Origin of the sequence: Moorena sp. SIO4A5, assembly GCF_010672005.1 — a bacterium.
Taxonomy (GTDB): Bacteria; Cyanobacteriota; Cyanobacteriia; order Cyanobacteriales; family Coleofasciculaceae; genus Moorena.
The window spans coordinates 119,400-145,072 of record NZ_JAAHHZ010000003.1 but is presented as its reverse complement, the minus strand read 5'-3'; the positions used below and the strand labels follow the sequence as shown (position 1 = coordinate 145,072).

The following is a 25,673-nucleotide window of genomic DNA, read 5'->3' as shown; positions in this document are numbered from 1 at the left end:
ATCACATTGAACTCAATAAAGTACGCACATAAGCAGCTGCTGTGACTGCCGCGTACTGTTGCCAAGTATCGGATTTGTGAGAATCACAATAGTCACAAATACCACGAACCACAATATAACCTATTCCATGATTCCAAGTGGCATCCGCAACACCAGAACCTTCCATTTCAATAGCCTTAACCCCAAATTGCTTCCGTAACATATCGCGTTTCTGCGGATTTTTAAGGAGTTTATTCGCAGAACCAATGGCACCTAAGAAAATTTTAGGCTGATCTTGGAGTCTTTTTGAGTCTTGTGGATGTGGAATTACCTGATCTGGTTGCTCAGAAGAATGAAGCAGATCCGTTTCTTGAGGGGGACGTTGCCAGTTTAGCTTTTGTAAGGCTTTTAGAATAACATCTTCCCAAGGTCGTTGCCCTAACATTTCATTAACACGCAAATATTTTGCAGCTTCCACTAACTCTGCACTAGCGGGAACTGGCATAGCACGAATTTCCGTAAACTGTTGGGACTCCTTATCAAAATCGTACTGCACAATCCCCTTCTTGTTAGAAACAATAATATCACCTAAACGTACATGGTCTTCAACTTTGGTAGGATGAGGAACACCTCCAGCAATCCCACACATAATAATTGATTGTACCATAGGATAATGGGACAACATAGTTGTTGCTCCCATGGCTGCTGCATTATTTCCCATATCAGCTAAAGTTACAGCTACTATTTGAGGAGTCCCATTACTATCGGCAACATCCGTTAACCAATATCGTCGCCCCGCCCCTTTTCCTGGTTTCTTTTCCTCTTGCCCTTGGTCAAATACAGCTTGAACAGCTACATATTCTTTTGGTAGTGCCGTAATTATACCAATAACGGGTTCTGAATTTCCAATTTTAGAAATAACTAAATTAGGTTTAATTTGGGTATTTTCCGTTGTAAATAATTGAAGTTTTTGTTTACCAAAAGCCAGTATTTTACATAAAATATCTATGTCTTGATCATCTAAATTATATCTTTCTCCTTGTTCAATCAGATACTCTAAAAAGCTAATGAGAGGATGATAATCTGGTTTTCGACTAGAAACTCTATATTGTTTAAATTTTGCAACTAAAATGGTAATAAATTCACTAATATTTATATTAAAATCAAGATTACCAATAAAATATTGATTAACGCCCCCGTTACTTAGAAGCCCTTTCCTTCCTTGTATAGAATCAATATTTGTAAATATTTTATATAAATATAATTCAAGTTTTACAATATCATCTTGCTCTAATTCAGAGAAGATTTTAGTTTGTGAATTGATCATTGTACTATCCTTAATTTGGTTAATATTTATATTTATATTTTGTATATGATTCAGTGCTGGAATAACATCTGCCCCAATCAAAATCATAATCTGTTCAACAGGGTGTGTTTTGTCATTAAATTTTATAAAAAGATGGTCTGTATATTTAGAAAGTACCTTAATAACTTTAGTTAAATCGTTTTCAGTTAACTTGAGTAATGGTATAACAATATTACCAGATTTTACTAAAGTACCAATATTTTCATTAAAATTTATGTTTTCAGGATTAGTAAAAGCTTTTTCAATTATGGATGGAGGAATTGTTTCTTTTAAAGCATAGGATAAAGCATCTTGTGGAGAAGCTAGTTTAGCTATTTCAGTAACCTGATTATATCGTTCTAAATTTTTTTGTTCTTTTTTTGGAATAACATCAATTTTTTGTTTTAAATTATTAATATAATTTTGATTTATATTATTATTGGATAGATCTCGATCTGTATAATTTAAACCAAAAGCTTCTACTAATTTTTTTTGGGATACGGATAAATTAATAATTTTAGGATCTGCTTTGTGAGGATAAACAATTGTCCTCACAATAGCTTGATAGTTATCTAGTTCATTTTTAAGTTTCTGGATTTCTTCAGGAGTTATTTGTTTCTGGAATAAACCGACTGAAAGGATTGATTCTTTACTTTTATTAACCTTAGCTTCTAATTGATTTCTATGTTCCCGAAGAAGATTGATAAAATTAGAACGCATTTGATTAAATTCATCATCACCTAATGTATATTTTTCAATATATTTTCTGATTGCTTGTAAACATTGACTACGACATTCATCAGCAATTAGTTTATTCTGTTGATCACGACTTTCATGATTTTCTGAAATTGCAGTGATTGTAGTGAGTAATGGATGATCTTTTGGCAAACTATCAATCTTACCATAACTCCCTGGTTCATTCCCTAAGGGAATTGCATCACGAATTGTTAGATTTGGATTATTTTCTATGAGCCATCTTGGACAAGTTTTCTGGATTATATTGATGTAGTTAATTATCCGATCACGAAACTCTTCTGTAGCAATAAGCCACTGCTGATTCTCTGGATCAACAGTATAGTATTTGGCAAGTTCAAGGATTGCTGCTTCAGCACCTTCATTAGGATTTATGGATAAAGGAAACTGGCGAATAAACTGGAAAATATACTTAAATTCATCCCGAATCCGAACATTATGGTAAGATGGATCAAGAATATGTATCCAAGCATTTCGAGTATCTTTAAACTTTTTCCAACTAAGTCCGATATTTGCAGCTTTTTTCCACCAGTCCAAATATTCGTAAACAGGCCATTTTACCTCCTTAGTGAGAATATATCTTTCGTGAATAATAGTTTGATACTTTATAAGTTCCTGACAATATTTTCTATAAAATGTTGGCTGTTCACGAATTATTTTTAATTGATTATATAGTTGTTCAAAATCTAGATTATTTACCAACTTGTTTTCTAAATCTAATAAATTATTTATAATTACTTGATTGCTACAAGGATTATAGTTATAATTATTTTGTTGAAAATTTTTAACATATTTAATAATTTTATTAGGGAGTATTCTAATGTATTCATTAATTCTAATGTATTTATTAATTATTTGGAAAAACTCAACTCTATCATTGTAATTTAGTAATGAAATTTCAGAAATGACATTAGCAATAATCCTTAACTCATTCCAAAGCTTTCGACAGTGATATTCCCATTCATTAATTTTATGCAGAGGAATTTGCGATTTTTTATGTAACCGGTTAATTTCTCTTTCAACTTCTGACCAATAATCAAAAATTACCTGATTCTTCTCATAAAAACTGTCAACCCATTCTCTAACATGGTCGTAAATCTCCCTAGGAGTCATTCCCCTGATTGGCATCACATCAACTGATAGAGAACCAATATCATTAAATGCCACAATACAGGGAACATGACGACCTATGCCTAGTTGTTGGGCAAAACGAAATGCTTCTTTAACTCCTGGCACAGTAGAAAGTTTTTGAATCCTCCAATTTAAATTTCTGAGTGTTCGCTCAGGGGAATGAACAGGATCAAATCCTCTTGGTCGCAATTCATCCCAAGGTTCCATGTCAAGATATTCATCTTGCCAATAAGGATAGCGACGTCTCACCGAAGTAAGCATTCTTCTAAGAATGATTTGAAGCCGACTTTCGCGTCTTCTCATGACCGTTCGTTCTAATTTTCGCTCATCAAGGTTAGAAAAAAAGATAAAACGAATGCGGTCTGCTGTTCGATGGCATAAGTCAACAAAATAACGTTGCAGGAATTCTATGCACACTGGCGAACCATCATTGACAAAAACGAGGCTGAAGCCAAACCTATCTGTAAGACTCCGATGTGGCTCATCTAGCCTCAAAGCATAACGATATACTTCCTGTGCACTCTTAGCCCGAAAACCCATATCTATGAATTAACTTTGCATAATTTTATAATTATAGCAGAGACTCCCCAGGCATTGGTTAGTTCAGTTGTACCGATTGGCATAAAATCCAAATACTGCGATCGCTTCTTCATCCCCCCTTCAGCCCTCTATCAAGGTTAACTCAGTAGGATTGTAATGACTATAAATAAGTAAGCTCTCAAAAAGCGATCGCATTTTTTCTATACCACCTCTAACTAGATCACGATATCACCAAAACCCCAAAAAACTCCTCAGATATCTTGACCCTATTCCCTTTTACCTCCTTCCTACAATTTGTTACAAAAATTTTCAAAATATGCTACAATCAAAGATTATTTGTGCTATTATAAAAGAGTGGTTGGTAAAACATCCGCGTCAAGAGCTAGCCCGGAACCAGTTCAAATCTACGGGCTAGCCTTGGGTCCCCTATGACAGGAGATACTTTTATTATGACGTATTCTGAACGCCTTTATCCATGGGTGATCATGCGGCTATTACCCGAAATGCAGAGAGTCGTTGTTGGTCGATTCCGCAATCGCTCTGATGCCGAGGGTCATTTGAAAGCCCTGAAACGGCTGATGCCGGATGCTAAATTTGTGATTGTTTTTGATGTCGCTAATAATCCGGTGGAGGAGGAATCCTAGGGTTTTACTTTGGTAAGGGATAGCATAGGGAATAGGGAACAGGGAATAGGGAATAGGGAATAAAATCTGTGTACCTCATAAGTAGGGAAAACACTATATTAATCAACTTAACTAGTTTAAAAATCTTGCCTTTTGCCCTTTGGTTTTTACCTATATAGCGGTTTTTAGCCTAATGAGGTACACAGGATTTTTTCCCTACTCCCTACTCCCTACTCCCTACTCCCTACTCCCTACTCCCTACTCCCTACTCCCTACTCCCTACTCCCTACTCCCTACTCCCTACTCCCTACTCCCTACTCCCTACTCTTCCAACGTTATTACAACTTTACCTCTCCCGTGTCCTTGTTCAAGATATCTGATAGCTTCAGGCACCTCACTTAAGCTGTATCTTCTATCGATAACAGCTGCTATTTTGCCGGTTTCAAGAAGCTCTTTGATAAACACCAAATCCTTCTTGTTTGGTTCCATAAACAGGGACACGATTTTATTACTTCCGGTCATGGAAATCCATGGTCCTAGGAACATAAGTTGGAAAAGTTGAGCTGTGGAACCTCCGACGAAGACATAAATTCCGTTGGGAGTTAATATATTCTTGTAATCCAAAATGGAACGATAGGCCGCAGCATCAAGAATTAGGTCATAATGCTGACCATTTTTGGTAAAATCTTCTTTAGTGTAATCAATCACATGGTCTGCACCAATGGAGCGCACCATGTCTAAATTCCTGGTGCTGCACACGCCAGTCACTTCCGCTCCGAAGGATTTGGCAATCTGGACGGCAAAGGTACCTACACCACCAGAGGCACCATTAATTAAAACCTTTTGCCCTGACTGAATCTGCCCTTGGTCCCGAAGACCTTGCAGGGCGGTGAGTGCTGCTGCCGGTACTGCTGCCACTTCCTCGAAGGTGATATTGGCGGGTTTCAACACCAATGCACTTTCCTTAGCACATACATACTCGGCAAAACCCCCGAAACCACCCTCGGATAGGTTCCCGAATACTTCATCACCTGGCTGAAACTGCTTTACGTTTTTGCCAATGGCTTCAACCCGCCCTGCTATGTCTGCTCCCAGTATCTGGTTTTTTGGTTTTAGGAGTCCAAAGCCCATGATGCGGATCAATAAGGGTTCTCCTCTGAGTAAATGCCAATCACCTGCATTGGCGGATGCGCTATGAATTTTTACTAATACTTCATCCTCCTTAGGGATGGGTTTTTCTATTTCTTTGAGCTGAAGAACATCGGGTGATCCGTATTTTGTGTATAGAATTGCTTTCATAGGTATTTTGGTTAATTGTTTTATTATGTATAGCAATTTTTATAGCTATGATAATTGCTATATACTTGATTACTATGAAAAGCTCGATAATTTGACTAATTCCTTCTGAGCAAACTTCCGCAGTTTAGGATCGGAGTCATGGTCTGCTCTATCCTGCAATAAGGATCGGGTTTGAAAATGGTTAGGATAATATTCGAGGATGGCCTTAAGGGCTGCTTGTCGAGGATTGTCATCCCAGCGTTCCTTACGCTCAAAGGGGTCATGGAGAATGCGATCGCATAAAAATTCAAATAACCAAGGCTGATTGGCCGTAGGCCACGCTACGCGATCGTGCCAACCTTGAGCTAACTGTTCAATTGCTGTAACTCGCACATCCGAATCAGTATCAAAGCGAGCCGATTGTTGAAGTAGGGCGAAGGTATCTCGGTGGTCTTGGTAACCTTGAGCTAACTGTTCAATTGCTGTAATTCGTACCCACGAATCAGTATCAGAGCGAACCGATGCTTGAAGTAGAGGTAAAGTATCTCGGTGGTCTTGGTAACCTTGAGCTAACTGTTCAATTGCTGTAATTCGCAACTCCCAATTAGTATCAGAGCGAGCCGATTGTTGAAGTAGAGGTAAAGTATCTCGGTGGTCTTGGTAACATTGAGCTAACTGTTCAATTGCTGTACGTCGCACCCGCGAATCAGGATCAGAGCGAGCCGATTGTTGAAGTAGGGCTAAGGTATCTGGGTGGTCTTGGTAACCTTGAGCTAACTGTTCAATTGCTGTAGCTCGCACCCGCGAATCAGTATTAGAGCGAGCCGATTGTTGAAGTAGGGCTAAGGTATCTGGGTGGTCTTGGTAACCTTGAGCTAACTGTTCAATTGCTGTACGTCGCACTAACACATAAATATCCGAGCAAGCCAATTGTTGAAGTGTGGCGAAGGCATCTGGGTGGTCTTTGTAACCTTGAGCTAATTGTTTAATTGCTGTAACTCGCAAATCTAGATCAGTATCAGAGCGAGCCGATTGTTGAAGTGTGGCGAAGGCATCTGGGTGGTCTTTGTAACATTGAGCTAACTGTTCAATTGCTGTACGCCGCACCCACGAATCAGTATCAGAGCGAGCCAATTCTTGAAGTGTGGCGAAGGCATCTGGGTGGTCTTTGTAACCTTGAGCTAACTGTTTAATTGCTGTAACTCGCAGATCTAGATCAGTATCAGAGCCAGCCAATTCTTGAAGTAGGGGCAAGGTATCTGGGTGGTCTTGCCAATGGGTGGCTACTGCTACTACAGCTTTAATGCGAATATCACGGACTAACTTTGCCTCATTTCCATAAGGGTCATAATCATAATCCCATTGATGGAGCAGTAATCGAGAGGATTGGTTATAGAGTTCAGAACGGTCACGAGGCAATTCTTGATTGCGATTCAGGATTGCCATCATCGTTAGTAATAGGGGATTTTGCGCCAGTTGTCGAATGGGGGAGGATGTGTCTATTGCTTTTTGTAAGCGCTCCCGTTTCCTAACTTTATCGGCTTGATCCGTAAAAGTTAAATCATGCCAGTGCTCGATAAAGGTTTGAATTTGTTCCGACTCCAAGTCTTGGAGCATAACATGACGAAATTCAGCATCCCGTAGCCGTTGGGGTTTATAACCAATTACCCGAGATGTTACAATTACTCTTACCTTGGGATACTTATTCGTAAAGCGATGAATATCCGTAATCACATCTTCTCGTTTCCCTAAATCAAACACTTCATCCAAGCCATCAAACATCACTAAGGCATTACCAGCTTTTAACTGGTCATGAATTTGATGTTGATTGAGATGACAGATAGAGCCACTGCTTTGATGACAGAATTCCAAAAAGTTATTACACTGTCCACTATCGCGATTCCGGATATAGGTGCGTAATTCAATCAGTAAGGGAATTGGTAGAGAAAAGGCAGTAGTTATATCTGTTCTTGCCCACTCCAATGCTAAATATTGTAGCAAGGTAGATTTACCAGAGCCTGGGTCTCCTAAAACTACCAAATACCGATAGCGTTGAGAGTCCTTGATCACATCCAATACGGATTTAATTGGCTGTTGATAATAAAGCTTTTTAGCTTTTTCCAGCTCCTGTTGGTCAATTTCCTGTTCTAGTTGACCAGTCTCTAGCAGTTTTTGATCATAATCCTTAGGAAGTTCATGAATCGCCTCTGGCATCAAGTCATGAACCTCTCGCACATTTTGGGGGATAAATATATTCCAGAGTTTTAGTTGATTATAGGCAGAGCCGTCGGTATCTAAACTATCTAATTTGACATTACCATAGCGTTCTAGGATTGCTTCTTGATATTCCCTTAAGTCAAAGTCTGGGATAATGCCTGCTGTAGCTTCAGTGTTTTTGGCGATCGCTTCAATATTTTCGAAATTGCGGATAGGCCGTAACTTATCCGATTGCTTAATGATAGTTTGTACTTGCTTGAGATATTGTCTACCAATATACTTCCAACGAAATTCTTCCGGTAATGGTAATAACTTCAGCTCAACCCAAGTCTTGGCTAATGTTTCGGTATCTATTTCTTTACAGCCATAGTTAAAGGCACTTCCCAGGATAGCTTTAATGGATTGGTTATTAATATACTGCTTGAGGGGTTTAGTATATTGTTTTACCTCTTGCTTAGATAGGTCAGCAACTTTTAATTCCTTTTCCATTAAAGCCACAAAAGCTTTTAAGGCTTTAAGCAAGAGTTTTTTCTGGGTATCTTGATCCGATAGTCCGGTATAATCTTTGATAGATTCTTTGAAAAAATCCTTAGTGTAGTCTTCTAGAGCGTCTTTGGCCAAGGGACCGATCACTTCTTTGGCAAGATAGCCACCGGCACTAGAAAGTCCCCAAAGTGCTAACCAATCCAGCATGTTATTGGTAGTTGTTGTTTGGTTTATGTATTATTATAGATCCGTAGGGAGTAGGGAGTCGGGAGTCGGGAATCGGGAGTCGGGAATGGGGAATGGGGAATCGGGAGTGACCGATAGCTGTAGAACGGGTATCTTGGTGGAATGGGCATCTTGCCCGTTACAATTTTCCGGCAGGTAGGATGCCCACCCGACTCCTATTAATTCCTTAATTCAGCAACGCCCCCTTTACACTATGTACAAGCTCAAAATTAATAAGATTGGTAATTCCTTAGGGATAACCCTACCTGACGAGATCCTACAACAGCTTAATGTTGGTGTTCGCGTAGCGTGGCCGAAAGGCCAAGGAGATACTGTATTTATCACAGAAACCGCTGATGGTGTTGAAATCACCACAAAAGACCCTGAGTTTGAAACGGTAATGGCAGCTTATCAGAAAGTCAGCAAGAGGTATGAAAATGCGTTGAGGGAGCTGGCTAAGTGAGGGAACCGCTGTGGAGATCGGAAGCTATAGCCAGAGCTATTCATAGTGATCAAATTGCACAACATGGGGGAAGTCCAGGAATTCGGGACGAAAATCTGCTATCGGCTAGTTTAGCCAGACCTAGACATCTATTTGCATATGGTCAACCAACCTTATTTGATTTAGCAGCAGCCTATGGATATGGTTTGGCAAAAAACCATCCGTTTATAGATGGCAATAAAAGGGTCGCTTTCCCAGTGATGGCAACTTTCCTTGAAGTAAATGGATATTCTCTAGATGTCCCATAAATGGATGTTGTGGTAATGATGGAAAGGTTAGCAACAGACCAAGAAAGCCAAAATGCGATTGACGGAACGTCACGCTACGCGATCGCTAAGTGGCTAGAAGCAAATGTCGGTACTTCATTTGATGATCCATACTAACTATGGATCATGTTATGGATCATGCCTAGCACAGGATCGAGCAACATAATCAGGACTAATCTGCCAAGCGGGTTATTGACCGTAATGATACCGATGTCAGCTTTTGATGGATCAGGATAAACGGGTTCAAGGGTCTTGGTCTGTAAGTCCTGATTATGGATTTAGGGGATATAAACGAAGCTCAGAGGCTCGTCCAGGAAGCTCAGAGGCTCGTCCAGGAAGCTCAGAGGCTCGTCCAGGAAGCTCAGAGGCTCGTCCACGAAGCTCAGAACTTCGACCGAAAGCCTTGTTGGAACCTAAGCCTGAGAATTGGCTTTAGCAGACTTATTACGATTAACTTTTTTAAAGCGTTTCCCTAAACTCTCGGCAATGGTTTTTAGACCGGGAGTCCTTTTCGCAGCCGTCTTGATGTAATCATAGACTTGTAGACTGCTGTTCATCGCTTCAGAGCTGACTGCCATTAAGGTATCATCCACCTTTTCAGTTAACTGTCGCAGTTGGAATAAGACATCGGTCAGAGTCACAGCGAGCTGATAGTCCCGTACAAACTCGTCTAGGTCAAAGCTAGCAGGTAGAATTTTGGGGTTAGATTGGGCAGCAGTGAGGCTATTATTCACAAAGGATAGACTTTTTGAACCCATTTTAAACATGTTGCGTCGTTCCTCAGCCGTTAGATTAACTAAGAAAGGCAGCTTTTATTCAATCGTTTGTAGGGCAGTTTTGATTTCTTGGATATCTCTTTCGGAGAGAGTACCGGTAATATTTTGATAAGGCATTGTACAATTCCTGTAATTCTCTGAATGAATAATGACAATGAAGCGTCATGCCAGACCTATGCTTTTGCCATCTATTCTTAGAATTACCACTCAACTATGGAATCGATATACTACTATTAAAACTTAAAAATTAACCTATTTTTTTACGGTAACTTAAATAATTAAATATTATCCAAGGGGTAATAGAATTAATTATTATCGCTTTTTAATAACAGCAATAATCAGTTGCTTTTATTCTTTAACTAAATATTTGCTCTTCTGACAGGTTTTGTCATAACTATCAGGTGCCCTTGACCCATTAAGAATTAAATTCCCCACGGGTCGCACCTCAGGTACACAGGATTTTTCCCGATTCCCGATTCCCGATTCCCGATTCCCGATTCCCTATTCCCGACTCCCGACTCCCGACTCCCGACTCCCGACTCCCTAAACTAAATACTTTAGCGTCCACTAACGCTGATTCTGCAATTTTCTCATTTCCTCTTGCACCCCCACTGCCACCTGCAAGGCTTGGTCTAGCACTCGTCCATACTCACTGGCCTGATCACTCAAGTGCAGGGCGGTCAAGGTGGTTAAATTAGTAGTAAATAGCTGAGGATTCTTAGTAATAAACTGCTTATTCTCCCTGAGAATTCGTTCTGTCTTCAAGGCACGCACTAAATCCGTTTTCATCACCCTAAGGGCTTCGAGCACTCGCTCCCGATTACTGAGACCAACACCTGGATTCCCAGCTTCTTCCAATTGATCATTAATGTGTACAGCTCTAATCACCGTATTGTATCGATCCACCTCTTTCACCAGCCGTCTAACTGCCTTATATTTCAGCCATAGAAAGGACCCTCTACCCAATTTGATCAGGAAATCTCCTGGTTCTTTTGGTTTCTCTAGGAAAAAACCTCTGACTCGCTCTGGCTTCTCCCCAATCAAATTGGTTAGATAATCCTCTGAAATCACCAAGTCCTGCAAATCAGGTCGCATAGTTGTCCGTGCCTATGATAAGATAGTGGTCGGGAGCCTTTTAATCTATAAGCTTAACATGCTCTTAACACCTTACCGTTAAGAGGAGCACACCTGTTAACGGTCAGGGGCACGACTGGGTATATCATGAAGGTCTCTTATTAAGAGATAGGTTACCCAAAAACCATTATCAGCCCCGTGGAAACCCCCATGACTGCCCTTAATCCCTACTCCCTACTCCCTACTCCCTACTCCCTAAAACCTAGTAAGTTTCCTCAATACACTGCAAGTCTCTAGGCTTAAAACGCACTGGCATCCCATCGGACGGATAAATCAAAAGGTTCTGTTCTAACTGTTCAACAGATGAACGACCATTGACCAACTCCCAGTCGAAATAACGGAGCAGCATGGCTAGCATTACCGTTGCTTCCACCATGGCCAGATGCTCTCCCAAGCAACGATGAGAACCTGAGCCAAAGGTGATCATTGGAAGTGGGCTGCTGCCCTTGCCCTGGTCTAACCAACGCTCTGGCCAAAATTCCTCGGGGTTGCCATAGACCTCTGGGTCTCGCCCAGCACCAAGTATTGACCAGGAGATAATCGTGCCACGAGGAATCAAGTTGCCCTCAATCACGGTTTCACCTTCAGCCTCCAAGGAAGTGGAACCTTCGGCGACTGAATAAAGGCGCAAAGTTTCTTTGATAATGGCACTGATGTAAGTCAGTTTTTTCAGACTTTCTGTATTAATACCACCATTACTTTGCCAACTCTGGTCAACCACAGCTTGTGCTTTCTGAAAAACCCTGGCATTTAATGCTAACTCTGCTACCGCAAAGGATAAAGTATGAGCTGTGGTATCAGTACCAGCAATCAAGATTTCAATCGCTTCTGCTATCAGTGTTTTCCGAGTGTATTTTGGTTCCTTAGCCGCTATTTTCACTAACATCGATTCCTGGAAGTTTGGACTTACCTGCCCCCAATTAGTCGGGTTTTGTGCTCTCATCTTCAAGGCTAATTCCACTCTCGGACCAATCAAACCCTCTAAATATGCCATTGCTCTCCAGTAATCTCGTGAAGCCTTAGTGGGCAAATATTTCATCCATATCTTCTCCCCAGCGAATAACCGTAAGACCCGATATCCTATAATAGACATCGCCTCGTGAGCCTTAAGAATATCGAGGGGTGGACCTTCAGAACTAGAGGATTTTCCATCTACAGGAATTCCCACCACTAAACAGAAAATCACCCTCATAGTTAGTTCCACAAACAGGAAATCGACCTTTACCTCTGTTTGCGGTGCATCTTGCAGAAGTCTGGCAATTACTTGTTCGCAGGCAAGGTTAATAATCTCAAAGTATTTGGACAGACCACTAGAATTGAATTGAGGATTCCAAGCCTTCCGTCGCCACTGCCACTCACTCCCGTTTTCTCCGATAAGAACGGGAGCACCAGCAAGGTCGTTGAAAACTTGGCGCAATTGCTTACACCTACCTAAGCTGCCATCTTTGATGCCATTCACAATGGTGTTTTCTATCACCTTTGGTTGACTCAAAACCAGAACTGGAGGGTTAATCCATAAAACATAAATCGGGCCTAGCTGCTTGCTCCAATCAAACAATAATTGGAAGAATTTTTTCTGTTTAACTGCTGCTAATACCTGAGGAAGATTTCCCAATAGCCAGTGTTTGGGAGGACACGGCAGTAACTCTAGAGATTTGTAAGTATTTTTTCGTTGCCACCAGCCCCAGCCCAGTAGTCCCCCGATGCTAGTAATCCCTAGAGCTGTGGCTAAATAGGGAAAGGAGGGGGAAAAAGCAATCTGAGCAGCAATCTCTTGGAACATGAATCTGCCTTAATTTAACAACTATTAACGTTTAGTCTTGGCTCCGGGCAGCGAGGCTTGATTAGTGCAGCCCCATCCTTAAAGATAGGGCTACACCAAAAAATTCTAGCCAACTAAATTTTAACCAACCAAGTCAATCGCTCGTTTAGCCAAAGCCTCAGCAGTCAAACCATTAAACGCCATAATTTGACCAGCACTGCCAGCCGTTTCACCACGCTTCCAAGCCACCACATCCCGCTGGCAAGTACTACGTAACATAATCGGTTCCAGCATCGCACTGGTACCACCAGTAACACCAATCAACCCATCCCCACCAAACAGCTGTTCAAACCCCTGATCATCTAAGAAACCGCCATCAGCTTCAGTACAGGTTTTCCAAGCCGTATCATCAGGACGGTACAAGCGGCGGGGACTGATTACCGAAACAATCCGCACCCCAATCCCTTGCTCTTCCAAATCCGAAGCAGCATCAAACACTGGCATCAGGCTCATATCCCCAATCACCGCAAACACAACAGTTTTACTACCTTTAGTTTCATGCAACACCACTGCACCATCTCGCAATCCTTGACGGGTTTGCTCAAAGGTCGTGCGCACCGGTAAGGGTGACTTACTAGCAGTAATGGTAATTCCTTTATTCTTAGTACTCAGCGCCCACTCATAACACACTTGGATACTATTAGCATCACAGGGAAACAAGGGGAAAATATTGCCATTGCGCATCATAGCAGCAAAGTAATTTTCAATTTCAGGACGCTGGTGAGTCCAACCATTGCGTCCTTGCTCCAGTGCCCCAGCGGTAAATAATGTAATAGTAGACGGAGTAGGACGGCGCAATTCTGCCATGGCTTGGGTAACGGTTTGCCAAATGGGTAACCCATTGATAGCAAAGGATTCATAAGAACACCACAGAGTACGAGCGCCAAACAAAGCTAACCCTACCGCTAATCCAGCACAAGCATCTTCACTCAAGGGTTCGTACACCTGACCTTTTGGGCCTTGGAAGTAAATTTCATCCGGGGTGGGGTGGATAATTTTTAGGGCTTGGTTAATATTATTAATTCCAGAAGCAGCATTGCCATCAGCATTGGAAATAATAAAATTAGGGTCTTTTTGCCCCACATGAGCAACTATCGTTCCCATAGCGGTAGTCGCTATTTTCTTGTCTGCGTCAATCACAAATTCCTCTAAAGGTAATTCACCTAAATCTGGTAAAGGCAATTCCTTTTCTGTGACTACAGTATGGGCTGCTGACCCTCCTCCAGAACGCTCAAAATTTGTCCTGACTAATTCCCAGGCTTTAGAAGGCAACGCCCGAGCTTTAAGGGCACTAACAATATAATCTTTTTCCAGGGTATCTCCTGGGTAGAGATTGTGAGCTTTCGCTCCCCGTTTGTGGACTCCCGCTCCTTTGAGTTGTTTAACAATCAGCACCGTTAACTTACCACTCAACGCTGATTTAGCCGCTTTATCCGTAGCTTCCAAAACCCCTTGGGTAAATGCCAACCGCTTCTGGAACGAAAACTCTGTGCTATCGATATACTCACCGGGTTGGTCAGCATCATCGTAATCCTTAGCATTGATTAAGATTACTTCTTGGAAACCATTCCCCTGCCAGTATGCAATCATCTCTTGATTGGACTTTGTGGAAACCATACTATGGTGTTCCTGGCTGTAACCATTCCACACTAATATGGGCAGAAAATTAGTCACCTGGGGATAAGCCGTAGAGAAGTGACCAAAACTGCTCATCACATAAGGTTCACCCAAGCCCCCATCCCCTATGGTAACTGGGAATAGTACCCCTGGATGAAGCAAAGCCCCGGCCATGGCAAAGTGTTGCCCTTGTCCGAGGGGGCCAGCCGGATTGAGGAGTCCGGGAATTTGACCAGAAAGGTGTCCGAGCAATCCGTGCATTTCTCGGAAGCGTTCCCCCATCTGTTCTACAGTCTTAATGCCCATCTCCTCTAGGGAGCCGTCCAGAAACATGTTACTGTAGAAGCCTGGGGCATGATGTCCCACTTCAGTAATAATGTTTTTGTAACCCAGCATCACCAAAGCTGCAATGCCGTCCGCAATGCTGGCAAATCCCCCTGGATGACCAGAAGATTTACTAGCAGTGATGTGCAGGGTTAGGTAGCGTAGGGCATCAGCAGCCAGTAAGGTCTGGAAGACAGCTGCTGGATCATCAGGAGATGCGATCGCTTTTTGCCCCAGGGCAATGGCTACTCCTTGCCCGTATTGGTCAAAAGCCGCATCAAAACCCGGTATGGTATTGTCAAAATACTGAATTCCTTGACAGAATGTCGGAACCCTGCTACCAACTGTCATAGTCTCAGAAACCTTTTCTAATTATTACGAGTATTAAACAAATATTACAATCAGCTGGCTTGGTGCGGAATTAGTATAAAGGGTAAATTTGGGGTTTTAACCAGTGAAATGTCTTATGGATGAGATTGATTGAGACTACTATTGAGACGACTTGAGAATCTGCAACTCTAGATCCATTGTCATACCTGCCTTGTCGAGATTGTGATCAAATCTTGCTTCATTTGAATTCCCAGAGACTAACAGAATAGGATTAATCGACTAGTTTTGATTACCCTTAATCCTATTAATAGCTTGTCAATAAGCGCTTTTCTGATAGTAATGAGCTAACCGAAGGTTTTGTTGCAATATGGTAGTTAGGTTAGACCATGAATTTGTCTTAAGAAAGTAACAGAGGAAAACGAGTGTGAGTAAATTGCCTGAAGGTCCTCAAATCCCTGAGTGGTTACAGTTAATCTATTGGGTTGCTGACCCTCTGAAATATTTGGATCAGTGTGTAGAACGCTATGGAGATACATTTACCATACGGCTAAGTGGTTTCGGACCGTTAGTCATCCTCAGCCATCCCCAAGCAATTCAGGAAGTCTTGACCGCTCCTCCTAGCCAGTTTAAGTCTGGTGAACGAAATAAGCTGCTACGACCCTTGCTGGGGGAAACCTCAATGACTTTACTCGATGGTCAACCCCACCAGCGGCAGCGTAAACTTTTGATTCCTCCCTTTCATGGGCAACGAATTAATTCCTACAGTCAATTGATTTGTGATATTACTGAGCAAGTAGCGAGTCAGTGGGTAATCGGTCAAGCCTTTACTGCCCGTACTGCCATGCAAGACATTACCATCCAGGTAATCATGCAGGGGGTTTTCGGTCTAGGTCACGGACCCCGTTACCAAAAACTGAAGCCACTCCTGGCAGCCATGCTAGATATGACTAGTTCCCCCCTGCGCTCTAGTATGCTGTTTTTTAAGTTCCTGCAACGAGATTTAGGGGCTTGGAGTCCTTGGGGCAAGTTGGTGCGGCGTAGGCAGGAAATTTATAACCTCCTTCAGGAAGAGATTAATCAGCGCCGAGAGCAACCCGAGCATATGGGCAATGACATTCTCAGTTTAATGATGTCCGCTCGGGACGAAAATGGTGAGTTAATGAGTGATCACGAGTTACAAGATCAGTTGATGACTCTCTTGTTTGCAGGTCATGAGACTACTGCAACCGCTTTAGCTTGGGCATTTTACTGGATTCATCGATTACCGACAGTGCGCCAAAAACTGCTAGAGGAAATTGATAGCTTAGGGGATAATCCAGACCCGATGGCAATTGCCCAACTGCCCTATCTCACAGCAGTAGCCTACGAAACCCTGCGGATTTACCCAGTGGCGTTTGTGATCTTCGCCCGCATTACCACAGCCCCAATTACTATTATGGGTCACCACTATCAGGCCAATACTACCCTTTTTGCCTGTCCCTATTTAACCCATCGTCGAGAAGACCTCTATCCAGACTCCGATCAGTTTAAACCAGAACGATTCCTTGAGCGTCAATACTCTGCCTATGAGTATTTTCCCTTTGGTGGTGGAAACCGACGCTGTATTGGTGCTACTTTGGCGATGTTGGAAATGAAACTGGTTTTGGCTAAGGTATTGTCTAATTATCACTTAGCCCTAGCACAAGACAAAATCATTAAACCAGCTCGTCGTGGATTCGCGATTGCTCCTGAAAATGGGGTTCCTATGGTGATGACAGGTCAACGTGTTGCTAAGGATTCACCAAAGCCTGCTACCGTAAATTCTATTTAGGATCAAAATAATTGTGCAAGTAACTGTCCCATAGCAACAGAAACGGTTATCCGTGATAACCGAGAGTCTTTGCGGCCAGTAAGGTTACCGAAAAGGGCGGTTGGATGCGATCGCGTAGCGTGACGGAACGTCAATCGCATTTTGTGAGCATACTCTTCCAAACCCGGTATGGTGTTGCCAAACAAAATAGTGAATTACTCAGAATATTAAAGATTTTGTGTTATTCTCTGCTGAGTATAAATAAATGTCAACAAAAGTCTAACTAGCACAGCATCAGAGTTTCAGGCACTTAGGTCACCCATCTAACTATCCTACTCCATCGGTCGGACAATTGGTAATCGAGACTCGTTAACATTTTCTTTACAAAAAGTTTTTAAATCGCTCTTTCCCAATTCCTGATAACACTTCACAATTAACAAACAGTTCCGGTTGTCATCGGTACGGGTATAGCTGAGATGATCAGCAATTTTTTTTAGTATTGCGATGCCACGTCCACCACCAGATTCAAGGTTCATTTGCTGCTTGATGTCTGTCAGCCGCTGTTCTAAATCAAAGGGAGGTCCTTGATCCCAGATGCGTAACTCTAAGCGCTGGGGGAATAAAGTAACTTCAACATCAATGGAAACGTCTTCTGGCAAATCTTTGTGAGCATGGCGAACAGCATTGGTAAATCCTTCAGCGAGAGCTAATTGGCACTGCAACCAGACTTTTTGGCGAACAGACGATGGTTTGAACTGGTCAAACCATCCCAAAGCCTTTTCTAACGCCTTAAGGTCGCTAGGAAATTTTTGGATAGATGTTTTCAATTTTTTCAATTCCTCAAAATCTTTTACATCAACCACATACATCAACCACATACATCAACCACATTGAAGCCTGATTCTCTCCAAAGGGTACTCTAAGATCAAGGAATCCAGTTTAACCTAGATTTATATCTCCCTCTACCATGGACTAATACTCAATGCCTTCAAAGAAAATTTTTTCCAGAAGCTTTGCCAGAAGCACTGGGAAAACCATTGGGGCAAATGGGGTTTCTTTTCCCGTTTTCTATCAAGCCAGGGGGTCTCGCCCTCTAGGGGGTCTTGCCCCCTAGAAGCTGTTGCCCAAAATCGGAAAGATTGATTGAGATGCGCGAAAAGGGGGAAGAAACCGGAAGCGGTGCAAGAGAAGGAAGTTAGGAACAAATAAATCCGGTATGCCAATAGGGAATGCCATCAATAAAAGTAACTCAGTCTAACTTACCTTGGGGTCTGATCAAGGTTTCGTGAAATTCAGCCGGTCAGAATCTACTTGCTGTCCTGATTGTAAGTCAGTGTATTGATAAATCCTAGAGTAATTTGTACAACCTCAGTGCCATGAACCAAATTCTGATTATTGATGATGATCCAGCCATTCAGATGTTACTGAAACGAACCCTTTACAAGCAGGGTTATGAGGTAGCTGTAGCTAGCAACGGCGAAGAAGGTTTGGTGCAGGTACAAAAGTTACGTCCAGCCCTAGTCATTTGCGATTGGATTATGCCCGGTATGAATGGATTGGATGTCTGTCGTCAACTCAAGGCAACACCGGGACTCTCAACCACCATATTTATTCTGGTGACATCTCGAAATTCCATTGAAGACCGGGTAGAGGGGTTAGATGCTGGAGCAGATGACTTTCTGTGTAAGCCGATCGAAATAGCAGAGTTGAACGCACGAGTCAGAGCTGGCTTGAGGTTACATCAACTAAGTCATGATTTGCAGCACCAAAAGCAGTTGTTGGAGGGAGAATTAGCCGAGGCAGCAGAGTATGTTAGTTCGATTCTTCCAGACCGGATGATCAAACCATCGGTGACCATCGACACCCGATTTATTCCCTCCCGAAAACTGGGAGGTGATGGCTTTGACTATTATTGGCTAGACTCAGAGCATTTGGCAATTTATCTGCTGGATGCTGCTGGACATGGCTTACGAGCTGCCTTGCCCACACTTTCAGTGCTAAATTTACTCAGGTCGCGGGCTCTAAAGTCGATTAACTACTATCAACCGAGTGATGTTCTACGAGGGTTGAACCAAACCTTCCAGATCACTGAGCGAAATGATAAATACTTCACGGTCTGGTATGGGGTATATAACCAGGTCAAGCGTCAACTGGTCTATGCTAGTGCAGGACATCCACCCGCAATATTAATTGCTCAGACCCATGGTTCCTTGATGGAAGTACAACGTCTAAAAACCCCTGGCTTACCCGTTGGTATGTTCCCAGATGCCGATTACATTGATCAGTGCTGTGAAATTACTGAATCGAGCACCCTATATATATTCAGCGATGGGATTTACGAGATTAACCAATCCAATGGGAACGTTTGGGGACTTGAGCCCTTCATTAGGTTACTGGCAGAGTGTAAGCAAAATCACAATGGTGCTTGTCACCTAGATTTGATTTTGAAATCTCTGGAAGCCGTGAACCCTAAACACTATTTTGATGATGATTTATCGTTACTGGAAATCAATTTTTTATGAACACTTTCCCTGGAATAATCAACCTCATTTACCTGAAATAAATTGGCATATTTTAATGAGGAGACAGGATAATCAATGGCAGTCAATCATCAGAAGCATTCAGCCAGGTTAGTGGGCCGATAAAGAACGATTGGTGGCTTTTTTTGCCAATTTATGTTCAAAATTACTGGAGAACTAATTATTATGAATCCTGACTTTTGACTGGATAATCCTGACTCCTCAATCCTAAATCGGAGGATAGTTGGTTATGTCGAACTCAGGTTAATTAAGGGTTAGGGAATTTTCCTAAACCATCTTCCTACCTTTACTGAAACAAAACCTAGGATTTGAAAAGGGCTACGCCCAAGGGCGATCGCCCTATAGACTTCCCTGGAATTATCTTGTAGAAAGCACCTCGCTTTCAAAATCTTCTCGTGTAGAAAAGATTTCAAAAACTCTGTCCATGCTGGTCAGTTCAAATAACATTTTGATTTGCTCATTAACTGAGCAGATATACATCTTGCTCCCAGCAGCACGAATAGTTTTCAGAGCAAGTACCAACGCTCCCAAACCAGAACTATCCATAAAAGTAACATCTTTAAAATCAATCAAAATAATATCTGCGTTAGATTCCACCAGCTCAGCAACCTCTTGACGAAAACTGGCAGCTTGTGTACCATCTAGAATGCCTGTGGGTTGAACTACTTTAACAGCACTACTCATATACCAAATTAAGCTAGTTACAAACATATACTGACTTTGCTAGTATAGCCGTGACAATTCATTTCAGCCAGATGCTGACCCACGCCCTACCCTACCACTACAGCACTAATCGCTTCTTTCAGGATTAGCCTCACCGATAAAGAGCATAGTAAACTTGAATTTGGGATGAATTTGGGGGCTAATAGCGCAGGCTGATCACAACAAGCAAGATTTGAACCGATCTACCCTTGGTGCTATCCGTGGTGTCCGCTCGGGTTTTCACGGTTCCATCCCCTAACCCCACTCCCACGAAAACTCCCAATATAGATGACGCAATATAGATTAAAATTGCCTTGGCAGAGCCCCAAACTATCCTGAAACCATGTCCAATTCAAATCCCATTCCAGTAGTCGTAAACGGTGCCGCCGGAAAAATGGGTCGAGAGGTGATTAAGGCTGTATCTCAAGCCCAAGACATAACCCTAATCGGTGCCATCGATACCAATCCTAAGTATCTAGGTCAAGACGCCGGAGAAGTTGCGGGGTGCGAACCAGTTGAAATTCCCATTCTCAATGACCTGCAAGCCAATCTAGTTCTTGCTACCCAAGAAAAAACCCAAGGGGTGATGGTAGACTTTACCCACCCTGATAGCATATACGAGAACATCCGAACTGCGATCGCATACGGTGTCCGCCCCGTAGTTGGCACCACTGGTCTTAGTCCCGACCAAATCAAAGACCTCTCAGAATTTGCTGAAAAAGCCAGCACTGGCTGCCTAATTATCCCCAACTTCTCCATTGGTATGGCATTACTGCAACAAGCAGCTGTGCAAGCCTCCCAATACTTTGACCACTTAGAAATCATAGAACTCCACCACAACCAAAAAGCCGACGCTCCCAGCGGTACTGCCATTCAAACCGCCCAACGAATGGCTGGAGCAGGTAAAACCTATAATCCGGCAATGGTGGAAGAAACCGAAAAACTAAAAGGTGCCAGGGGAAGTATTGCAGAAGACAATATTCGGATTCATAGCGTGCGTTTACCTGGCTTAATTGCTCACCAAGAAGTCATCTTCGGTGCCCCTGGTCAAATTTACACCCTACGTCACGACACCAGCGACCGTTCCTGCTATATGCCAGGAGTACTGCTCGCGATTCGCAAAGTTACCCAGCTCAAAGGTCTACTATATGGGTTAGAGAAAATCTTGTGACGAGTTATTGGTCATTAGTCATTAGTCATTCGTGATTTGTCAAAATTGAGATCAATCACAATAAATCTAAAAACTAAACACTAAAGACAGATTAATTAACTAAAGACTAAGGACTAAGAACTAAGTACAAAACCCATGCTAATTCCGATCACTCGCCAGAAGTTTGAACAAATCGTTCCCGTCCTAGCCACGGGGCTCCAGTATCGCTACTACTGGGGCAAGTTTCGAGATTTTTTAAGGCGACTGTTAATTTCTTTAATCGCAGTTGTGGTGATTTTAATTTTAGCTTTGATGCTTGGTTCAGCTTTTGCTCCCTTCCGGGTATTATTCGAGATCACTGCAGGGCTTTACTGGTTGTGGGGTCCCGTATATTGGGCAAGTATGCGAAACCTAAAGATGCGCCGATATGGCTATAGTGGCTTCTGGCAGGGTCGAATCGAGGATGTATTTGTGACGGAGGAGTTGATTGGTACAGAAGAACAAGTCAATCAGCGGGGTGAGTTGGTAATTGTGGAACACCGGGAGAGACGGTTAAATCTAGAAGTCGAAGATGAAACTGGATTTATAAGTCAGCTGCAAGTTCCCCTAGAACGCCTCCACAAAAATATTTCACCTGGACAAATTGCTCAGATGTTGGTTATGTCCAATCAGCCTGACTTAGGGAAGATTGCCCAGACCAGTGATATATATATTCCTAGCTTAGACATTTGGGTAAATGACTATCCTTACGTGCAACGAGATGTCTTTGTCCAAGTTAGTCGTAAATTGAGGGATGAAGAGCGCTCTTATTCGAGACAACGTCCCCGTAGTTCTAGGCGTCGAAGGTCTTAGTGAAGTACCCCAACCTGTTTCACTGAGGTTGGGGCTTCCAATTCTCAGATCTAATCAGGGACGGTTTTATTCGTCTTTGGGATTTCCCGCTTCATCCGCCGATGCCTCAACCAGAGGCGCAAGCCAAGGCCGGGTTTCCCAGCCATTGGAAAGCACGCCTGCTAGCGTTGGTCTTACTCAGCGTCCACAGGCAGACATCCGCCTTCCGCAGACGTATAACTTTTACGACAGACTTACCTTGGAATTACAGCATCTATGGCTAACCAGCTGGGGCAAGTCTCTTCCCTGAGCTCTGCTAGTACTTTTATACCTTGGGATCTAAAACATCCGATAATTAGACCGTTTTTAAGGTAGCCTTTTAGTCAGTCAGGCGGGTCAGCAACCATGTTCATTTTAGCACCAATCTCATAGGTTGTCGTTTCGCTATCCATCCCGGAGACGAAACCTGATTGTTGGGTCGCCTTATTACAAAAGCGCCGTTACCTTTTATGCATAACCTGCCGACGCTCAAGCCGCGACCCTACCTTACGCTAACTTCTTTCCCCACCTTGAAAGAAGGTGGGGAATTCCGCGAGTTTTGTTAAGGATTAACGGTGTGCAGCTCGTTCGTGCCTAGGATCCTCTAGTTTCTAGAGGGGTAGTGGGATTCGTTGGCTAGAAACCATACCCTACACCCCACACCCAGTAAGGCTAACAAGGCTGCTTATCACCCCGTCACATAAATGCTATGTAGACTTGGGTTCAGAACCAGACACCACAGGAGCGCTAGAATTCAAATCCAACTCTGGATGATCTTCTGCGACTTGCTGCAAATTCCACTGATTTTTAAACAATAGCACTGGACGTCCCCAATTATCTTTGACTGTCACAGTATTAAACAAACGCCCAGCTTTTTCCAAGGCTCCCCAGCCACCGGCTACCCAACGAGCCACACTATAGGGCAACATATCCAACCTGGTTTCTACGCCATACTCATTTCTGAGGCGAAACTGGACTACTTCAAATTGCAACTGTCCCACTGCTGCCAGAATTGGGTCCCGCTTCGACTCATCAACGGAATACATAATTTGCACAGCCCCTTCTTCCCGCAACTCCTTGACTCCTTTCTGGAACTGCTTAAACTTAGAGGGGTTAGGATTCTTCAAATAAGCAAACAATTCTGGGGAAAAACAAGGAATACCTTCATACTCCAACTTCTTACCGTTGTAAATCGTATCCCCAATCGCAAACACCCCCGGATTATTCAAACCAATCACATCCCCTGCATAGGCAACATCAATGGATTCTCGGTCTTGAGCAAACAGCTTTTGGGGTCTTGACAAACGAACGGTTTTACCAGTACGAGCATGGCTGACAGTCATATCCTTTTCAAACTTACCCGTACACACCCGCACAAAGGCCACCCTATCCCGGTGCTTGGGATCCATATTCGCTTGCAGCTTAAACACAAAGCCACTAAAGTCTGGATAAGTTGGAGGAATCTCGCCCACTGTGGATTTCCGAGATTCTGGTTTCAGGGCATAGTCCAAAAAAGCATCTAGAAAAAGCTGCACCCCAAAATTAGTCATGGCACTGCCAAAAAACACAGGGGTCATTTGACCAGCATGAATCAGCTCTAAATCCAGGTCTGGACCAACACCATCGAGAATTTCTAACTCTTCCTTGAGTTGATAATATAAGTCTTGTTCTAGCAGCTGTTCAATCTGGGGGTCCCCCAAATTAACTACCGTATCCTTCGCCTCCCGGGAGCCGTGAGCGGTGCGTTCAAACAAGTGGATTTGTTGTCTTCGGCGGTCAAAAACTCCTTTAAAGCGATCGCCCATGCCAATCGGCCAGTTGACCCCATAGGTTTGTAACCCCAGCTCCTGCTCAATCTCATCGAGTAGTTCTAGGGGTTCTCGTGCGGGACGGTCAAGCTTGTTGACAAAGGTAAATATAGGAAGCGATCGCATTTTGCACACTTCAAACAATTTCCTGGTTTGGGGCTCTAGACCCTTTGCTGCATCAATCAGCATCACCGCATTATCAGCTGCTGCCAGAGTGCGATAGGTATCTTCACTGAAATCTTGGTGTCCGGGTGTGTCCAGTAAATTAATCTGACAGTCCTCATAGGCAAACTGCAACACCGTCGAGGTAATCGAAATTCCCCGTTGTTGCTCCATTTCCATCCAGTCCGAGGTTGCCTTGCGCTGAGCTCGCCGTGCCTTCACTGCTCCGGCTTCGTGAATTGCTCCACCATAGAGTAATAATTTTTCTGTCAATGTAGTTTTACCCGCGTCCGGGTGGGAAATAATCGCAAAGTTACGGCGGTGTTCAACAGCGTTGAGCAATTCTGCCTCAAGTTCAGTGGACATCCGAAAAGACTAGATAGGGGACTTTCCTTTACATTCTGACATAATTTTATGGTTATTAGTCCTTTCTGATTGACCAGAGTCTGCTCGTAGTTACAAATGACTAATGACTAATAGACCATTAGCTTGCCGTCCAAAACTAGTCTTGATAATTGAGCCCTGAGGCGAATTCACCTATTCCCGTTTTCCCATTCCCTGTTCTATACTTTTGCTAATTATACTAAATAATAACTAATCAATAATGTGGTGATTTCATACCTGATTTTGGACGGAATTTACTACCTATAGTATAGGGAGATAAATGCTATGATTATAGGTAAGTAAAATTGAATACATTATCGAAATAAAGGAGCTCTATTATGGTTTATGACCAAAAAAATAACATCGACTATGACCCCGACAAGCGCAAGCTTTTATCAGCATTATGTCACGGAGCAATTTTCATTAGTGTCTCATTTATCTCCGTGTTAATTCCCCTGGCTATCTTGTTAATCTCCGATGATCAAGTAGTCAAAGATAATGCCAAAGAGTCCCTTAATTTTCACTTCAATGTCTGGCTATATGAGGTAATTTTTGGGACTTTGACTATTATCCTGATTGGTTGGCTTTTCCTGCCTCTGTTATTTATTTTAAGTTTGGTACTGCCGATTATGGCAATTCTCAAGATTCTTGGGGATCCCAATGTATCCTACCGCTACCCATTTATATTCCGTGTGATTTAAGCTAGCGCTAGGGTTTAACTCGAACCTGAGTTAACAGGGGGGAGCATGCCATGGTTGCAGAAAGAGTGTCACAGGAGGTCAGGAAGATTCGATCAGACCAGAGAATTTCATTCTTCCCCCTCTTCCCGCTCTTACCACCCCCCGGAAAAACCTGGGGGTCAGATGTAAAATGTAACGAAATGCAAAGTATAATTAAAAGAACACCCCTAAGCGAAAAAT

Annotated in this window: 23 protein-coding genes; 10 read left to right on the top strand and 13 right to left on the bottom strand. The window is 42.7% G+C overall.

The genetic code is table 11. The features are described 5' to 3' along the window. Position 1: 1 nt before the first annotated feature. On the bottom strand, positions 2–3,748 hold the full coding sequence (locus F6K57_RS02935) for a hypothetical protein (protein ID WP_293064689.1): 3,747 nt from the start codon (positions 3,746–3,748) through the stop codon (positions 2–4). Between the two features lie 449 nt (positions 3,749–4,197). Between F6K57_RS02935 and F6K57_RS02930 the strand changes: the two genes are divergently transcribed. After that, complete coding sequence (locus tag F6K57_RS02930) at positions 4,198–4,392, top strand: hypothetical protein (protein ID WP_293064686.1); 195 nt, start codon at positions 4,198–4,200, stop codon at positions 4,390–4,392. A 300-nt stretch (positions 4,393–4,692) separates the two neighbouring features. Here the strand turns inward: F6K57_RS02930 and F6K57_RS02925 are convergent, their stop codons facing one another. The 3 genes from F6K57_RS02925 to F6K57_RS02915 all read right to left on the bottom strand — a co-directional run bounded on the left by F6K57_RS02925 (position 4,693) and on the right by F6K57_RS02915 (position 8,708). Next, positions 4,693–5,670 carry an NAD(P)-dependent alcohol dehydrogenase gene (locus F6K57_RS02925; protein ID WP_293064684.1) on the bottom strand — a complete coding sequence of 326 codons (978 nt, stop codon included), beginning with the start codon at positions 5,668–5,670 and terminating at the stop codon, positions 4,693–4,695. Between the two features lie 72 nt (positions 5,671–5,742). Continuing rightward, the gene (locus F6K57_RS02920) at positions 5,743–8,559 is read right to left on the bottom strand and encodes a HEAT repeat domain-containing protein (RefSeq protein ID WP_293064682.1); all 2,817 of its coding nucleotides are present in this window, start codon (positions 8,557–8,559) and stop codon (positions 5,743–5,745) included. Between the two features lie 23 nt (positions 8,560–8,582). Next, a complete protein-coding gene (locus F6K57_RS02915) occupies positions 8,583–8,708 on the bottom strand; it encodes a hypothetical protein (RefSeq protein WP_293064680.1) in 126 nt (41 codons plus the stop codon). 83 nt (positions 8,709–8,791) lie between these two features. Between F6K57_RS02915 and F6K57_RS02910 the strand changes: the two genes are divergently transcribed. From F6K57_RS02910 to F6K57_RS02900, 4 genes are all read left to right on the top strand, one after another. Then, the gene (locus F6K57_RS02910; protein ID WP_293046766.1) at positions 8,792–9,040 is read left to right on the top strand and encodes an AbrB/MazE/SpoVT family DNA-binding domain-containing protein; all 249 of its coding nucleotides are present in this window, start codon (positions 8,792–8,794) and stop codon (positions 9,038–9,040) included. Continuing rightward, positions 9,037–9,327, top strand: a complete 291-nt coding sequence (locus F6K57_RS02905; RefSeq protein ID WP_293046767.1) for a type II toxin-antitoxin system death-on-curing family toxin — start codon at positions 9,037–9,039, stop codon at positions 9,325–9,327. Before F6K57_RS02910 ends, F6K57_RS02905 begins: the two co-directional genes overlap by 4 nt. After that, a complete protein-coding gene (locus tag F6K57_RS41850; protein WP_364300990.1) occupies positions 9,328–9,462 on the top strand; it encodes a hypothetical protein in 135 nt (44 codons plus the stop codon). It begins immediately after the preceding gene. 106 nt (positions 9,463–9,568) lie between these two features. Next, positions 9,569–9,781: a hypothetical protein gene (locus tag F6K57_RS02900; RefSeq protein WP_293064678.1), complete on the top strand. Its 213-nt coding sequence runs from the start codon at positions 9,569–9,571 to the stop codon at positions 9,779–9,781. Here the strand turns inward: F6K57_RS02900 and F6K57_RS02895 are convergent. The 5 genes from F6K57_RS02895 to F6K57_RS02875 all read right to left on the bottom strand — a co-directional run bounded on the left by F6K57_RS02895 (position 9,759) and on the right by F6K57_RS02875 (position 15,369). After that, positions 9,759–10,103, bottom strand: coding sequence for a hypothetical protein (locus F6K57_RS02895; protein WP_293046770.1), 345 nt, complete (start codon positions 10,101–10,103; stop codon positions 9,759–9,761). The two genes, F6K57_RS02900 and F6K57_RS02895, sit on opposite strands and share 23 nt — an antisense overlap. Positions 10,104–10,566: 463 nt before the next feature. Next, positions 10,567–10,689, bottom strand: a complete 123-nt coding sequence (locus F6K57_RS02890; RefSeq protein WP_293030813.1) for a hypothetical protein — start codon at positions 10,687–10,689, stop codon at positions 10,567–10,569. Next, positions 10,689–11,216 carry a hypothetical protein gene (locus tag F6K57_RS02885; protein WP_293018859.1) on the bottom strand — a complete coding sequence of 176 codons (528 nt, stop codon included), beginning with the start codon at positions 11,214–11,216 and terminating at the stop codon, positions 10,689–10,691. Before F6K57_RS02885 ends, F6K57_RS02890 begins: the two co-directional genes overlap by 1 nt. Positions 11,217–11,457: 241 nt before the next feature. After that, positions 11,458–13,038, bottom strand: coding sequence for a cytochrome P450 (locus F6K57_RS02880; protein ID WP_293064673.1), 1,581 nt, complete (start codon positions 13,036–13,038; stop codon positions 11,458–11,460). A 120-nt stretch (positions 13,039–13,158) separates the two neighbouring features. Further along, positions 13,159–15,369, bottom strand: a complete 2,211-nt coding sequence (locus F6K57_RS02875) for a phosphoketolase (protein WP_293064670.1) — start codon at positions 15,367–15,369, stop codon at positions 13,159–13,161. Between the two features lie 403 nt (positions 15,370–15,772). Here F6K57_RS02875 and F6K57_RS02870 point away from each other — a divergent pair, with 403 nt between their 5' ends. Further along, positions 15,773–17,158 (top strand): cytochrome P450, encoded by a 1,386-nt coding sequence (locus tag F6K57_RS02870; protein ID WP_293018855.1) that lies wholly within the window; start codon positions 15,773–15,775, stop codon positions 17,156–17,158. A 2-nt stretch (positions 17,159–17,160) separates the two neighbouring features. On the opposite strand, the gene F6K57_RS02865 is transcribed toward F6K57_RS02870, so the two are convergent. Continuing rightward, entirely contained in the window at positions 17,161–17,343 is a 183-nt protein-coding gene (locus F6K57_RS02865; protein ID WP_293018854.1) for a hypothetical protein, read from the bottom strand. Positions 17,344–17,469: 126 nt separating this feature from the next. Next, a complete protein-coding gene (locus F6K57_RS02860) occupies positions 17,470–17,964 on the bottom strand; it encodes an ATP-binding protein (protein ID WP_293018852.1) in 495 nt (164 codons plus the stop codon). Between the two features lie 549 nt (positions 17,965–18,513). On the opposite strand from F6K57_RS02860, the gene F6K57_RS02855 reads away from it, so the two are divergent. Beyond that, positions 18,514–19,659: a SpoIIE family protein phosphatase gene (locus F6K57_RS02855; RefSeq protein WP_293018850.1), complete on the top strand. Its 1,146-nt coding sequence runs from the start codon at positions 18,514–18,516 to the stop codon at positions 19,657–19,659. Between the two features lie 375 nt (positions 19,660–20,034). Here F6K57_RS02855 and F6K57_RS02850 read toward each other — a convergent pair whose 3' ends face one another. Further along, a complete protein-coding gene (locus F6K57_RS02850; RefSeq protein ID WP_293018849.1) occupies positions 20,035–20,361 on the bottom strand; it encodes an STAS domain-containing protein in 327 nt (108 codons plus the stop codon). Between the two features lie 361 nt (positions 20,362–20,722). Here F6K57_RS02850 and dapB point away from each other — a divergent pair, with 361 nt between their 5' ends. Both dapB and F6K57_RS02840 read left to right on the top strand, forming a co-directional pair. Beyond that, the gene (dapB, locus tag F6K57_RS02845; protein ID WP_293018848.1) at positions 20,723–21,550 is read left to right on the top strand and encodes a 4-hydroxy-tetrahydrodipicolinate reductase; all 828 of its coding nucleotides are present in this window, start codon (positions 20,723–20,725) and stop codon (positions 21,548–21,550) included. A gap of 135 nt (positions 21,551–21,685) precedes the next feature. Further along, positions 21,686–22,381 carry a phosphate ABC transporter permease gene (locus F6K57_RS02840; protein ID WP_293044919.1) on the top strand — a complete coding sequence of 232 codons (696 nt, stop codon included), beginning with the start codon at positions 21,686–21,688 and terminating at the stop codon, positions 22,379–22,381. A gap of 725 nt (positions 22,382–23,106) precedes the next feature. Here the strand turns inward: F6K57_RS02840 and prfC are convergent. Then, complete coding sequence (gene prfC, locus F6K57_RS02835) at positions 23,107–24,735, bottom strand: peptide chain release factor 3 (protein WP_293044921.1); 1,629 nt, start codon at positions 24,733–24,735, stop codon at positions 23,107–23,109. Between the two features lie 356 nt (positions 24,736–25,091). Between prfC and F6K57_RS02830 the strand changes: the two genes are divergently transcribed. Next, on the top strand, positions 25,092–25,454 hold the full coding sequence (locus F6K57_RS02830; protein WP_293036197.1) for a DUF4870 domain-containing protein: 363 nt from the start codon (positions 25,092–25,094) through the stop codon (positions 25,452–25,454). Positions 25,455–25,673 lie beyond the last annotated feature (219 nt).